A 14,055-nucleotide genomic window follows, 5' to 3' on the forward strand; every position below is an offset into this window, starting at 1 on the left:
CCCTCAGCCGCGCAGTTGAATCCAGGTGGTTTTCAGCTGGGTGTACTTGTCGAACGAATGCAGCGACAGGTCGCGGCCGAAGCCCGACTGCTTGCCGCCGCCGAAGGGCACGGTGACATCCAGCGCATCGACGGTATTCACCGACACGGTCCCGGCATTCAGCCGCCGCGCCACTCGATGCGCGCGATTGAGGTCGTCGGTCCACAGCGAAGCGGCCAGGCCATAGATGTGCTGGTTGGCCAGGGCCACCGCCTGGTCTTCGTCGTCGAACAGCGTGACCGCCAGCACCGGGCCGAACACCTCTTCGCGGGCCAGGGTCATGTCGGCGGTCACGCCGCTGAAGATGGTCGGCTCGATAAAGTTGCTCGAACCGTCGATGCTCAGTTGCCGACCGCCGCACACCAGCTGCGCGCCCTCGGCCTGGGCCTGCTCGATGTACTGCCTGATGCGCCGGGCCTGGCGCGCATCGACGATGGCCCCAGCCCGGCTCGCCGGGTCCAGCGGATTGCCCGGCTGCCACTGGCGCGCCTTGGCCACCAGGCGCTCGATGAACCCATCGGCGATCGAGCGCTGCACCAGCAGGCGCGAGTTGGCCGAGCAGACTTCGCCCTGGTTGAAGAAGATGCCGAACGCGGCTTTCTCGGCCGCCAGGTCCAGGTCCTGGCAATCGGCGAACACCAGGTTCGGGCTTTTACCGCCGCACTCCAGCCAGACCTGCTTGAGGTTCGATTGCGCGGCGTACTGCATGAAGTACTTGCCGACCTCGGTGGAACCGGTGAACACCAGGGCATCCACCTCCATGTGCAGGCCGAGGGCGCGACCGGCCTCCTCGCCCAGGCCCGGCACCACGTTGAGCACGCCCTTGGGAAGGCCGGCTTCGATGGCCAGCTCGGCCAGGCGCAGGGCCGAGAACGGCGACTGTTCGGCCGGCTTGAGCACCACGCTGTTACCGGCGGCCAGGGCCGGGGCCAGCTTCCAGGCGGCCATGTCCAACGGGAAATTCCACGGCACCACCGCGCCGATCACCCCCAGCGGCACCCGGGTGATGGTCGCCAGGACATTGCTGGCGCTCGGCGCCACCTGGTCATAGAGCTTGTCGAGGCTTTCGCCGTACCAGGCAAATACATGGGCCGCGCCCGGCACATCGATATTCCAGGCATCCATCACCGGCTTGCCCATGCTCAGGGAATCGAGCAAGGCCAGTTCATCGCGGTGCTCCAACATCAGCTGCGACAGGCGCAGCAGAATCGCCTTGCGCTCGCCGGGCGCCATCCTGGCCCAGGGGCCCTGCTCGAACGCACGACGGGCACTGCGCACCGCCCGGTCGACCTCGACCGCGCCGCAGGCGGCCACCTGGGCCAGGCGTTTCTCGGTGGCCGGGTTGACCACATCGAAGCGCGCGCCGCTCTCGGCCTGGCACGCCTCACCGTCGATAAAGGCGCTGTCGATCAGGCGTTGGCGCTGCGCCAGGGCTGTCCACTCGTTGAAATCTTTCACCGCGAGTTCCTTGTTCTTATGAAGGGTCGTTTATCAGTGCTTGCAGAGGTATTCGGCCAGGCGGTCCATCAAGCGGTCGCAGGCCGCCATCTGCTCGACGCTGACGAACTCGTCCGGCTTGTGGCCCTGGTCCATGCTGCCGGGGCCGCAGACCACCGCCGGAATGCCGGCCTGGTCGAACAGCCCGCCTTCGGTGCCAAAGGCCACGGTGCTGAAGTCCGTGCTGCCACAGAGTTGCGCCACCAGCCGCGCGGCGGCGCTTTCAGGGGCAGTCGCCAACCCCGGATAAGCCGAGATCGCTTCGAAGCGGATTGCCGTGTCGGCCTTGATCGCCTGCATCGCCGGTAGCAAGTCCTGTTCGGCATAGCCTTGCAGTTCGTCCACCACCGCCTGGGGTTCGAAGGCCGGCAAGGCGCGCACCTCGAAGTCGAAGCGGCAGTCGGCCGGGACGATATTCAGCGCCGTGCCGCCCTGGATCACCCCGACCTGCACAGTGGAGAACGCCGGGTCGAAGCGAGCGTCGTGATGCTCAGGGGCCGCCAGGCGCTGGCCGATCTCCCCCAGCCGGCCGATCAGCCGCGCCGCCTGCTCGATGGCGTTGACCCCGTAAGGCGCATAGGCCGAGTGGCATGGCGCGCCGTGCACATGGCAACGCATGGCCAGCTTGCCTTTGTGGCCGAGCACCGGTTTGAGCTCGGTGGGCTCGCCGATCAGGCACAGCGCCGGTTGCGGGATGCGCTGTGGCAGCACTTCCAGCAAGCTGCGCACGCCGAGGCAGCCGACTTCCTCGTCATAGGAGAACGCCAGGTGCACCGGCCGGCGCAGCGGGCTTTCGAGAAACAGCGGCACTGCGGCCAGCACCGAGGCCAGGTAGCCTTTCATGTCGGCGGTGCCGCGCCCGTAGAGCTTGCCGTCACGCTCGGTCAGGCTGAAGGGGTCGAGCGTCCAGGGCTGGCCGTCCACCGGCACCACGTCGGTGTGCCCGGACAGCACGATGCCGCCTTCCACCGCCGGACCGATGCTGGCCAGCAGGTTGGCCTTGGTCCGCTCGGCGTTGTAGATCAGCTCGCCGCTCACGCCCAGGCCGTGCAGGTAGTCGCGCACGAACTCGATCAAGGCCAGGTTCGAATCGCGACTGACCGTGGCAAAGCCCACCAGCCTGGCCAGCAAGGCGCGGCTGCGCAGCTCACTCATCGCCCGGCACTCCGTAGCTCGGCGCCAGGGTCGGGTTGAGGGCGCGGGTCAGGTAGTCCTGCAACTGCGGCTCGTAGGCGCTCCAGAGTTTCTGCAACTCGCCGATGGGGTTGGCCTCGGCCCAGTCCACCCGCAGGTCGACGATCGGCCAGACCAGCTCGCCAACCACCGACAGCGCCGCCGAATGCACCGCGCCCGCCTCACCCCCGGCGTCCTGCCCGGCCTGCAACGCGCTGAGCAGCCGCGCCGCCAGGCAGCCTTCGCTGCTTTCGAAGGCCTCGACCATGCGCTCGATCACCACGCTGTTGGCCAGCAGGTTACCGGCCGCCACGCATTGCTCACCGGCCACGGCATTGTTAATGCCCAGTGCGTGGTTGCCGCTGAATACCGCCGTGCGCCCCCGGGCATCCACCACCGCCACCTGGCGGTACTGGCTGTAGCCGTTGCGGGTCAGCGCCTGGTCCAGGGCCTGCGCTGGCGCCAGGCCTTCGCCCAGGCCATCGAGCACCTGGGGGCCGAGGGCCGGCAAGGTGATGTTCTGGCTCGACACCGCGCCCACGCCGCTGCGCAGCCAGGGGCAGCGGGCGCCGACGGCGATGCTCGAAGAGCTGATGGCAATGCCCAGCTGGCCGGTTTCGGCGCAGCGGCCGACGATGGAAAAAGTCATGGCGCACTCCTTATTCGGGGATGACCGCGATCACGTCGATTTCCATCAGCCACTGCGGCTGACCCAGGGCGCTGACCACCAGTCCGGTGGAGATCGGGAACACGCCCTTGAGCCACTTGCCGACCTCCTGGTACACCGGCTCGCGGTAACGCGGGTCGATCAGGTAGGTGGTGGTCTTGACGATATGGCTGAGGTCGCTGCCAGCCTCTTCCAGCAGTTGCTTGACGTTGCGCATGGCCTGCTCGGCCTGGGCCCGCGGGTCGCCGAGGCCGACCAGCTGGCCATTGAAGTCGGTGCCGACCTGGCCGCGCACATACACGGTGTTGCCGGCGCGCACCGCCTGGCACAGGTCGTTGTCCAGGCTCTGGTTCGGGTAGGTGTCTTTGGTGTTGAACATGCGGATGCGGGTATGCGTAGGCATCAGCGGGCTCCCATGAGGCTGGCGGATTGAACGGAGGATTCGCGCTCGGCTTGGCGCTGCGCGGCGTCGCGATAATCGAAGTAGATGCGCTGTTTGACGATGTGCTCGGCGATGTGCCGGGCGTCGTGCCACACGCCCCAGATAAACGCCGAGCCGCGCCGCGACAGCCACGGCAGGCCGACGAAATAGACCCCCGGCTCGCTGGACACGCCGCGCTGGTGACGAGGCTTGCCGTTGTCCTTGAAGGCGTCGACCTGCAGCCAGCTGTAGTCCACCGAATAACCGGTGGCCCAGATGATGCTGCCGACGCCGGCCTTGGCCAGGTCGAGTTCGAGGATCGGCTGGGTCAGGCACGGCGGGTCCGGCAGCATCACCCGGGCTTCGGGCTCTTGCGGCAGGTCCAGGCCGTTGCGGGCGATGTAGGCATCGGCGGCGTCGAGCAGCGCCAAGTAGTTTTCATCGCCGCGGGCAATGTTCTCGGCCAGGTTGGCCTCGAAGCTGACCACGCCGTTATCGAAGGCCTTGGTCAGGCCGACCAGGGTCATGCCCTGGTGGGCCAGCCGGCGGAAGTCCACGGTATGCCCGCCACGGGCGCCGCTGACGGCGATGGTCACGTGCTCCTTGCCCGGCTGCATGGTCTCGGCATCCCACTCGCCGAGTACCCCCAGCCACCAGCAGAAATCACGGTTGCGGTAGGCCCGCGGCGGACGGTCATGGGCCCCGACCGAGAGGTAGACCTGCTTGCCGGCGCGTTGCAGCTCATCAGCGATCTGCACCCCCGAAGAGCCCGCCCCCACCACCAGCACCGCGCCTTCGGGCAGCTGTTGCGGATTGCGGTAGGCCGCCGAGTGCATCTGCAGCACACGCTGATCCTGCGGGGCGATCGGCGGGATCACCGGGCACTGGAACGGACCGGTGGCCACCACCACTTGCCGGGCTTCGATCACCCCGTCGCTGGTGTCCACGGTGAAGCCCGGGCGGGCGGTGTTGCGCACCACCTTCCTGACTTCGACGCCGGTACGTATCGGCGCGTTGAACTTGCGGGCGTAGGTTTCGAAGTAGTCGGCGACCTGGTCCTTGCCGGCGAAGGCATCGGGGTCCAGGCCTTCGAATTCCAGGCCCGGAAAGCGGTCGTGCCAGGCCGGGCCGTTGGCCACCAGCGAATCCCAGCGCCCGGTGCGCCAGGCTTCGGCGATGCGGTTGCGCTCCAGCACCAGGTGCGGCACGCCCAGGCGGCTCAGGTGTTCGCTCATGGCCACGCCGGCTTGGCCGGCGCCCACTACAAGCGTGTCGATTATTGTTTTATGGGTTGTCATGTCTGCGCCCTGTTGAGTGATCCCACGTAGGCAGCCGTGGGCGGTGTAGGACGCATTCTGGGAGAAGGCGGGAAATGCCGAAATTATGATTTTTGTGGTTGCTAGAGAGTAAAAAACTGTCTGGCTATCTGGGGTTTCTGTGCATCAGCGCAGATTGCGCGGAATCCTCAGCCCGAGGTTTTCGCGCAAGGTGCTGCCCGGGTATTCGCGGCGGTACACCCCACGCTCCTGGAGCAAGGGCACTACTTCCTCGGTGAACCGGCGAAACTGCCCCGGGTGGCCGATATAGATGTTGAAACCGTCCACGGCCCGCGCCTCGAACCACTCACTCATCTTCGCCGCGACGGTTTCGGCGCTGCCGACAAAGGCACCCGGGCGCAATTGCCGGGAGGCTTGCACCGCCTGGCGCAGGCTGAGCCCTTCGCTGACCGCGCGATCGGTGATGCGCTTGGCCACCGTGAAAAAGCTGCTGCGGGCGAACTCCAGGGCCTGGGCCGGGAAAGGTGCATCCAGTTCGTACTGGCTGAAGTCGTGCCAGCCAAAGGAACGGCCGAACTCCAGCAGGGCCTGCTCGAAGCTGTGATCGGCCGCGTGGTAATGGCGTTCGAGCTCCCGCGCCTGCTCGTCGCTATCGCTAACGAACACCTCGGCCCCCGGCAGCACCAGCACCTGCTCGGGATCGCGGCCCTGGCGCAGCGCGCGCTCCTTGATTTCCCGGTAGAACGCCTGGCCCTGCTCCAGGCTCGGGGCATGGGTGAAGACCACGTCGGCAATCGCCGCGCCCAGCTCACGCCCCTGTTCGGAGTCACCCGCCTGGAAGATCACCGGCTGACCTTGTGGCGAGCGTTGCAGATTGAGCGGCCCGACCACGGAAAAATGCTCGCCCTTGTGATTCAGCGCATGCAGCTTGGCCGGGTCGAAATAACGCCCGCTGGCACGATCCCGGACAAAGGCGTCGTCCTCCCAGGACTGCCACAAGCCCTGCACCACCTGCACATGCTCCCGGGCCCGGCCATAGCGGGTGTCGTAGTCGTAGTGCTCGTCACGCCCGTAGTTGCCGGCGGTGCCGGCGTCGCCGCTGGTGACCACATTCCAGCCGGCGCGGCCTTTGCTGATCAGGTCCAGCGACGCCAGGCGGCGGGCGACGTTGAACGGCTCGTTATAGGAAGTGGTGAGCGTGCCCACCAGGCCGATATGCCGCGTGCTCACCGCCAGGGCCGAGAGCAGCGTCAGCGGTTCCAGGCGATTCAGGTAATGGGGCGGCGAACCCGGGGTGATGAACTGGCTGTCGACGATAAAGATCAGGTCGAACAACGCCGCCTCGGCCTGGCGCGCAATGTCGATGTACCAGTCGATATTGACGCTGGCGTCGGCCGGCAATTCGGGGTCCAGCCACAGGTTGTGCCGGCCGGGGCCACCGACACCCATGGTCAGGGCGCCCAGTTTCAGTTGTCGTGTGCTCATGGAAGGTCCTTGGTGGTTACGGCGCGGCCTGAAGCGTCACAGAAGGATTCTGCAAGGCGGCATTAAAGGAAGTGTCGAACAGGCTGGCGGCCGGGTAGGACTTGATCAGGCCAATGCCACTGAAGAAATCCACGGTCTTCTGGGCGTCGGCGATGTTCTGCGGGCTGATCGGCCCCACGTCGGTTTTCGCCCGACGGAACCAGGCACGGGCGATCTCGCGATCGGCGCGGGTGCGCTCGGCCCAGGCATCGGCATAGGCCTCGCTATGGGCGGGATCGTTTACGCTCCAGGACCGGGCTTTTTTCAGTCGTTGCAGGAAATCACTGATGGCCGCGCGTTTTTCTTCCAGGGAACGGTTGTTGCCGACCACGAAACTCTGCGCCGGGATCAGCCCTTGCGCCGTGGCGATCACCCGGCCGCCGCGCCGCTCCTGTTGCGTCACGTAGGGTTCCCAGGTGGCGATCACATCCACCGAGCCGCCTTCCAGCGCATGGAAGGCATCGAGGGCGCTGAGGTAGCGGATGTCCACCGCGTCACGGGGCACGCCAGCCTTGTCCAACGCGCTGAACAGCAGTTGCTGGCTCCAGGAACCCTTCCAGATCGCCACGCGTTTGCCGCGGATGTCGGCGACGGTCTTGATCGGCGAATCCTGGTTGACCACGATGGCCACCCCGGAAAGATTCTGCTGGGTGACCGCGATCACCTTGATCGGCGCCCCCAGGGCACCGAGGAACAACGGCGGTGCATCCCCCAGCAACCCGAGGTCGAGGCTGCCGGAGTTCAGCGCTTCGGCCACCGGCGAGCCGGCGGTGAACTGCTTCCACTCCAGGGTATAAGGCAGGTTGTCGAGCACACCGGCGGCATCCATCACCGCGCGGGTGTTGTAGCTTTGGTCGCCGACGGTGAGGGTGAGCGCCGAGGCACCGAGGCTGATGGACGCGGCCAGCGCGGCCGCGGCCAGTTGCAGAAGTGTACGCAAGGCAATCTCCAGGAAGTCGAAAGTCGGGGCTGTAATTTATTTGGTTATATAAGAAGAGACCTTAAAAACCACAGCCTATAAGCTAACGACATCGAGGAGCGCTGTAAAAGTCATTTTAGGAATAACTTAATATGCAAAATTTGCATTTAAAGACACGCCTGGCGTAACGCACCTGCCGAAGCACTCTCCCTCGCAACCCAGGCCTACCGCGAGCCGGCTCGCTCCAGCGGGGCAAATGCTGCTTTTCAGTCGGGTGCAAAACCCGTGGGTCGATCCACGATGGCTCGCGCCAGGATGAGTCCCCTCCCCGCGCTTCTGCCTCCTACCCTTGCAATCGTGGAAACAATGAAATTCCATTTAAGTAATTGATAGCACCCTAACGAAAGGTGCATGCTAGAGGGCTTTCATCGCGCTTATATCATTCCGAATGATAGTTACCTTCGGCTCATTCGATTCGTGCGATACAACCCCTGCCGAGCATCATCCGCCCATCTCAAATACATTGGCGGATGATCCATGGAACAGTCACTCAAACACTTACGCTTCCCTCTCGCATTATTGGCTGTGCTGGTGATGAGCGCCTGTGGCAAGGCGCCGCAAACGGCCGCCAACATGCCCGCCGCCAAAGTCAGTGTGGCCAAGGTGCTGGAGCAACCGGTCAACGAATGGGACGAGTTCACCGGGCGCCTCGAGGCGCCGGAAACCGTAGAGATCCGCCCACGGGTTTCCGGCCAGATCGACCAGGTGGCCTTCACCGAAGGCGCCCTGGTGAAAAAAGGCGACCTGCTGTTCCAGATCGACCCACGGCCGTTCCAGGCCGAAGTGCGCCGCCTGGAAGCCCAGCTGCAACAAGCCCGGGCCACCGCCACCCGCAGTGCCAATGAAGCCCAGCGCGGCCAGCGCCTGCTGACCAGCAACGCGATCTCCGCCGAGCTGGCCGACACCCGCACCAGCGCCGCCCAGGAAGCCCGCGCCGGAGTCGACGCAATCCAGGCGCAACTGGACGTGGCCAAGCTCAACCTGAGTTTCACCCGGGTCAGCGCGCCCATCAGCGGTCGCGTCAGCCGCGCGCAAATCACCGCCGGCAACCTGGTGACCGCCGATGTCACCCCGCTGACCAGCGTGGTCTCCACCGACAAGGTCTACGCCTACTTCGACGCCGACGAGCGTGTGTACCTCAAGTACACCCAGCTCGCCCGCCAGGGCCAGCGTGGCCAGACCACCCCGGTCTACCTCGGCCTGTCCAATGAAGAAGGCCACCCGCACCTGGGCCAGATGAACTTCGTCGACAACCAGGTCAACCCGCAGACCGGCACCATCCGCGGTCGCGCGGTGTTCGACAACGCCGACGGCAGCTACACCCCGGGCCTCTATGCGCGCCTGAAACTGGTGGGCAGCGGCACCTACTCCGCCGTGCTGATCAACGACGAAGCGGTAGGTACCGACCTGGGCAAGAAGTTCGTGCTGGTGATGGACGCCGACAACAAGCCGGCGTACCGCGCCGTCGAGCTGGGGCCGAAGATCGAAGGCCTGCGCATCGTGCGCAACGGCCTGAACAAGGACGACACCATCATCGTCAAGGGTCTGCAGCGCGCCCGTCCGGGCGCACCGGTCAGCCCTGAAGTGGTACCGATGGCCAGCAAGGAAACCCTCGCCGCCCTGGCGCAACAAAGAAAGGCCCTGGAAGCCAGCAACCTGCCTCAAGTCGCCCCCGCCAAGGGCGCGTCTGAAGCAGCTGCGAAGCTGGCCAGCGCTGCGACTCCACGCGGTTAAGGGAAAAGACTCAAGATGAATTTCTCCCAATTCTTCATTTCACGGCCGATCTTCGCAGCGGTGCTGTCGCTGCTGATCCTGATCGCCGGCTCCATCTCGCTGTTCCAGCTGCCCATCAGCGAATACCCGGAAGTGGTACCGCCGACCGTGGTGGTGCGCGCCAACTTCCCGGGCGCCAACCCGAAAGTGATCGGCGAAACCGTGGCCGCGCCCCTGGAGCAGGCCATCACCGGCGTCGAGAACATGCTCTACATGTCCTCGCAGTCCACCGCCGACGGCAAGATCACCCTGACCATCACCTTCGCCCTGGGCACCGACCTGGACAACGCCCAGGTGCAGGTGCAGAACCGCGTGACCCGCACCGAGCCCAAGCTGCCTGAAGAGGTGACGCGCATCGGCATCACCGTGGACAAGGCCTCGCCCGACCTGACCATGGTCGTGCACTTGACCTCGCCGGACAAACGCTACGACATGCTCTACCTGTCCAACTACGCCATCCTCAATATCAAGGATGAGCTGGCGCGCCTGGGCGGCGTCGGCGATGTGCAGCTGTTCGGCATGGGCGACTACTCGCTGCGGGTCTGGCTCGATCCGAACAAGACCGCTTCACGCAACCTGACCGCCACCGACGTGGTCACCGCCATTCGCGAGCAGAACCGCCAGGTCGCCGCCGGTACCCTGGGCGCCCCGCCCGCGCCGAGCGCCACCAGCTTCCAGCTGTCGGTCAACACCCAGGGCCGCCTGGTGACCGAGGAAGAGTTCGAGAACATCATCATCCGCTCCGGCGACAACGGCGAGATCACCCGCCTGAAAGACATCGCCCGGGTCGAGCTGGGTTCCAACCAGTACGCCCTGCGTTCGCTGCTGAACAACCAGCCGGCGGTGGCGATCCCGATCTTCCAGCGCCCTGGCTCCAACGCCATCGAGATTTCCAACGAAGTGCGGGCCAAGATGGCCGAGCTGAAACAGAGCTTCCCGCAAGGCATGGACTTCAGCATCGTCTACGACCCGACCATCTTCGTGCGTGGCTCCATCGAGGCCGTGGTGCATACCCTGTTCGAAGCACTGATCCTGGTGGTGCTGGTGGTGATCCTGTTCCTGCAGACCTGGCGCGCCTCGATCATCCCGCTGGTGGCGGTGCCGGTCTCGCTGATCGGTACCTTTGCCGTGATGCACCTGTTCGGCTTCTCGCTCAACGCCCTGTCGCTGTTCGGGCTGGTGCTGGCGATCGGTATCGTGGTGGACGACGCCATCGTGGTGGTGGAAAACGTCGAACGTAATATCGGCCTCGGGCTGAATCCGGTGGAAGCCACCAAGCGCGCCATGCGCGAAGTGACCGGGCCGATCATCGCCACTGCCCTGGTGCTCTGCGCGGTGTTCGTGCCGGCGGCCTTCATCAGCGGCCTGACCGGGCAGTTCTACAAGCAGTTCGCCCTGACCATCGCGATCTCCACGGTGATCTCGGCCTTCAACTCCCTGACCCTGTCGCCGGCCCTGGCCGCGGTCTTGCTCAAGGACCACCACGCACCGAAGGACGGCTTCTCCAAGTTCCTCGACAAGCTGCTGGGTGGCTGGCTGTTCAAACCCTTCAACCGCTTCTTCGACCGCGCAAGTGGTGGCTACGTCGGCACCGTGCGCCGGGTAATCCGGGGCAGCGGCATCGCCCTGTTCCTCTACGCGGGCCTGATGGTGCTGACCTGGTTCGGCTTCGCCCACACGCCGATGGGCTTCGTCCCGGCCCAGGACAAGCAATACTTGGTGGCCTTCGCCCAACTGCCGGACGCCGCGAGCCTGGACCGCACCGAGGACGTGATCAAGCGCATGTCCGACATCGCCCTGAAGCAACCGGGCGTGGAAAGCGCGGTGGCCTTCCCGGGCCTGTCGATCAACGGTTTCACCAACAGCCCGAACAACGGCATCGTGTTCGTGACCCTCAAGCCTTTCGACGAGCGCAAGGACCCGAGCATGTCCGCCGGGGCCATCGCCGGTGCCCTGAACGGCAAGTACGCCGATATCCAGGAAGCCTACATGGCGATCTTCCCACCGCCGCCGGTACAGGGCCTGGGGACCATCGGCGGGTTCCGCCTGCAGGTCGAGGACCGCAGCGGCATGGGTTACGAAGAGCTGTATAAAGAAGTGCAGAACGTCATCGCCAAGAGTCGCAGCGTGCCGGAACTGGCCGGGCTGTTCACCAGTTATCAGGTCAACGTGCCCCAGGTCGACGCGGCTATCGACCGGGAAAAGGCCAAGACCCACGGCGTGGCCATCAGCGATATCTTCGACACCCTGCAGGTCTACCTGGGCTCGCTGTACGCCAACGACTTCAACCGTTTTGGCCGTACCTACCAGGTCAACGTCCAGGCTGAACAGCAGTTCCGTCTCGAGGCCGAGCAGATCGGCCAACTGAAAGTACGCAACAACAAGGGCGAGATGATCCCGCTGGCGACCTTCATCAAGGTCAGCGATACCTCGGGCCCGGACCGCGTGATGCACTACAACGGCTTCGTCACCGCGGAAATCAACGGCGCGGCCGCACCAGGCTACAGCTCCGGCCAGGCGGAAGCGGCGATCGAGAAACTGCTCAAGGAAGAACTGCCCAACGGCATGACCTACGAATGGACCGAGCTGACCTACCAGCAGATCCTGGCCGGTAACACCGCGCTGTTCGTCTTCCCGCTCTGCGTGCTGCTGGCCTTCCTGGTACTGGCCGCGCAATACGAGAGCTGGAGCCTGCCGCTGGCGGTGATCCTGATCGTGCCCATGACCCTGCTGTCGGCCATCGCCGGGGTGATCCTGTCCGGTGGCGACAACAACATCTTCACCCAGATCGGCCTGATCGTACTGGTGGGCCTGGCGTGCAAGAACGCGATCCTGATCGTCGAGTTCGCCAAGGACAAGCAGGAAGAAGGCCTCGACCCGCTGGCCGCGGTCCTGGAAGCCTGCCGCCTGCGTCTGCGGCCGATCCTGATGACCTCGTTCGCCTTCATCATGGGTGTGGTGCCCCTGGTGTTCTCCAGCGGCGCCGGCGCGGAAATGCGTCATGCCATGGGTGTCGCAGTGTTCTCCGGGATGCTCGGGGTGACCTTCTTCGGCCTGCTGCTGACCCCGGTGTTCTACGTCCTGATCCGCAACTATGTGGAGCGCAGCGAAGCCCGCAAAGCGACCCGTGCCCTGAAACTGGAGGCGCAACAATGAGCCTGAAAGTCTTCCTGCCGAGTTTGCTGGCACTGGCCCTGAGCGCCTGTGCCGTGGGCCCGGACTACCAGACCCCGACCACCGAGGCGGCCCATATCACGGCCGCCGCCGATGGCGCCGCGGGCCAGAAGAGTTTCGACCGCGCGCGCTTCGAAGGCATCTGGTGGCAGCAGTTCGACGACCCGGTGCTCAACCAGCTGGTGACAAAGTCCCTGCAGGGTAACCGTGAATTGCGCGTGGCCTTCGCCCGTCTGCGGGCCGCCCGGGCGATCCGCGACGACGCCAGCAACGATGCGATGCCGACCATCACCAGCCGTGCCAGCAGCGATCTGGCCAAGGGGCAGATCCCTGGGCAGACCACCCGCCGGGTCAACAGCGAACGCTACGACCTGGGCCTGGACATGGCCTGGGAGCTGGACCTGTTCGGCCGCATCCAGCGCAACCTGGAAGCCAGCGAAGCCGACCAGCAGGCCGCCGAGGCCGACCTCTACCAGTTGCAAGTCACCATGATTGCCGAGCTGGTGGACGCCTACGGCCAACTGCGCGGCGCCCAGCTGCGGGAAAAGATCGCCCTGGCCAACCTGGACAACCAGCAGGAGTCGCGCAAGATCACCGAAAGCCTGCGTGACGCCGGCGTCGGCGACCAGCTCGACGTGGTCCGCGCCGACGCGCGCCTGGCCGCGGTAGAGGCCAGCGTGCCGCAACTGCAGGCCGAACAGGTGCGTCAGCGCAACCGTATCGCCACCCTGCTGGGCGAGCGTCCGGACAAGCTCAGTGTCGATCTCAAGCCCGCGCAGTTGCCGGCGATTGCCAAGGCCCTGCCGATCGGCGACCCGGGCGAACTGCTGCAACGGCGTCCCGACATCCTCAGCGCCGAACGCCAGCTGGCCGCCGCCACCGCGCGGATCGGCGTGGCCAAGGCCGACCTGTTCCCGCGGGTCAGCCTCAGCGGCTTCCTCGGTTTCACCGCCGGCCGTGGTTCGCAGATCGGCTCCTCGGCCGCCAATGCCTGGGCCCTGGGCCCGAGCATTACCTGGGCGGCCTTCGACCTGGGCAGCGTACGCGCCCGCCTGCGGGGCGCCAATGCCGACGCCGACGGCGCCCTGGCGACCTACGAACAGCAAGTGCTGCTGGCCCTGGAAGAGTCGGAAAACGCTTTCAGCGACTACGGCAAGCGCCAGCAACGCCTGATCTCGCTGATTCGCCAGAGCGAGTCGAGCCGCGCCGCGGCCGACCTGGCAGAGATCCGCTACCGCGAAGGCACCGTCGATTTCCTGGTGCTGCTCGACGCCCAGCGCGAACGCCTGGCCGCCGAAGACTCCCAGGCCCAGGCCGAGGTCGACCTGTACCGTGGCATCGTCGCCATCTACAAGGCCCTGGGTGGCGGCTGGCAGCCTGAGACGGTGGCCAGCAAGTAAGGCTTCAACCGAGCTCCTTTGGTTGGCCGCAACCAACCAAATTTTTGCCCCGTGTTCTCATTCGGTCACGGGGCTTTTTTTCGCCCATGGAACAGCATCGCGAGCAAGCTCGCTCCTACATGAGCGTGCAC

General features: G+C 65.4%; 10 protein-coding genes. 3 read left to right on the plus strand and 7 right to left on the minus strand.

The annotated features are described in order from the left end of the window. Positions 1 to 3: 3 nt before the first annotated feature. The 7 genes from AC07Y9_RS15385 to AC07Y9_RS15415 form a co-directional block, all read right to left on the minus strand. Complete coding sequence (locus AC07Y9_RS15385; RefSeq protein ID WP_102680357.1) at positions 4 to 1,497, minus strand: aldehyde dehydrogenase; 1,494 nt, start codon at positions 1,495 to 1,497, stop codon at positions 4 to 6. Between the two features lie 33 nt (positions 1,498 to 1,530). Continuing rightward, on the minus strand, positions 1,531 to 2,691 hold the full coding sequence (gene argE, locus AC07Y9_RS15390; protein WP_102680358.1) for an acetylornithine deacetylase: 1,161 nt from the start codon (positions 2,689 to 2,691) through the stop codon (positions 1,531 to 1,533). Further along, positions 2,684 to 3,358 carry a DUF1028 domain-containing protein gene (locus AC07Y9_RS15395; RefSeq protein ID WP_102680359.1) on the minus strand — a complete coding sequence of 225 codons (675 nt, stop codon included), beginning with the start codon at positions 3,356 to 3,358 and terminating at the stop codon, positions 2,684 to 2,686. The genes argE and AC07Y9_RS15395 overlap by 8 nt, the downstream gene beginning before the upstream one ends. Before the next feature lie 10 nt (positions 3,359 to 3,368). After that, positions 3,369 to 3,779, minus strand: coding sequence for a RidA family protein (locus tag AC07Y9_RS15400; RefSeq protein WP_007924833.1), 411 nt, complete (start codon positions 3,777 to 3,779; stop codon positions 3,369 to 3,371). Further along, the gene (locus AC07Y9_RS15405) at positions 3,779 to 5,095 is read right to left on the minus strand and encodes a flavin-containing monooxygenase (RefSeq protein ID WP_102680360.1); all 1,317 of its coding nucleotides are present in this window, start codon (positions 5,093 to 5,095) and stop codon (positions 3,779 to 3,781) included. Before AC07Y9_RS15405 ends, AC07Y9_RS15400 begins: the two co-directional genes overlap by 1 nt. A 144-nt stretch (positions 5,096 to 5,239) precedes the next feature. Further along, the gene (locus AC07Y9_RS15410) at positions 5,240 to 6,559 is read right to left on the minus strand and encodes an LLM class flavin-dependent oxidoreductase (protein ID WP_087090689.1); all 1,320 of its coding nucleotides are present in this window, start codon (positions 6,557 to 6,559) and stop codon (positions 5,240 to 5,242) included. A 16-nt stretch (positions 6,560 to 6,575) separates the two neighbouring features. Next, entirely contained in the window at positions 6,576 to 7,538 is a 963-nt protein-coding gene (locus tag AC07Y9_RS15415) for an ABC transporter substrate-binding protein (protein ID WP_102680361.1), read from the minus strand. Between the two features lie 516 nt (positions 7,539 to 8,054). Here AC07Y9_RS15415 and mexE point away from each other — a divergent pair. From mexE to AC07Y9_RS15430, 3 genes are read left to right on the plus strand one after another with little or no spacing between them, the layout of a single operon-like run. After that, positions 8,055 to 9,311: a multidrug efflux RND transporter periplasmic adaptor subunit MexE gene (gene mexE, locus AC07Y9_RS15420; RefSeq protein WP_007924837.1), complete on the plus strand. Its 1,257-nt coding sequence runs from the start codon at positions 8,055 to 8,057 to the stop codon at positions 9,309 to 9,311. A gap of 15 nt (positions 9,312 to 9,326) precedes the next feature. Continuing rightward, entirely contained in the window at positions 9,327 to 12,506 is a 3,180-nt protein-coding gene (locus tag AC07Y9_RS15425; RefSeq protein ID WP_102680362.1) for an efflux RND transporter permease subunit, read from the plus strand. Continuing rightward, positions 12,503 to 13,924 carry an efflux transporter outer membrane subunit gene (locus AC07Y9_RS15430; RefSeq protein ID WP_102680363.1) on the plus strand — a complete coding sequence of 474 codons (1,422 nt, stop codon included), beginning with the start codon at positions 12,503 to 12,505 and terminating at the stop codon, positions 13,922 to 13,924. Before AC07Y9_RS15425 ends, AC07Y9_RS15430 begins: the two co-directional genes overlap by 4 nt. Positions 13,925 to 14,055: the final 131 nt, after the last annotated feature.

The organism is Pseudomonas sp. GW456-L12, from assembly GCF_059424045.1.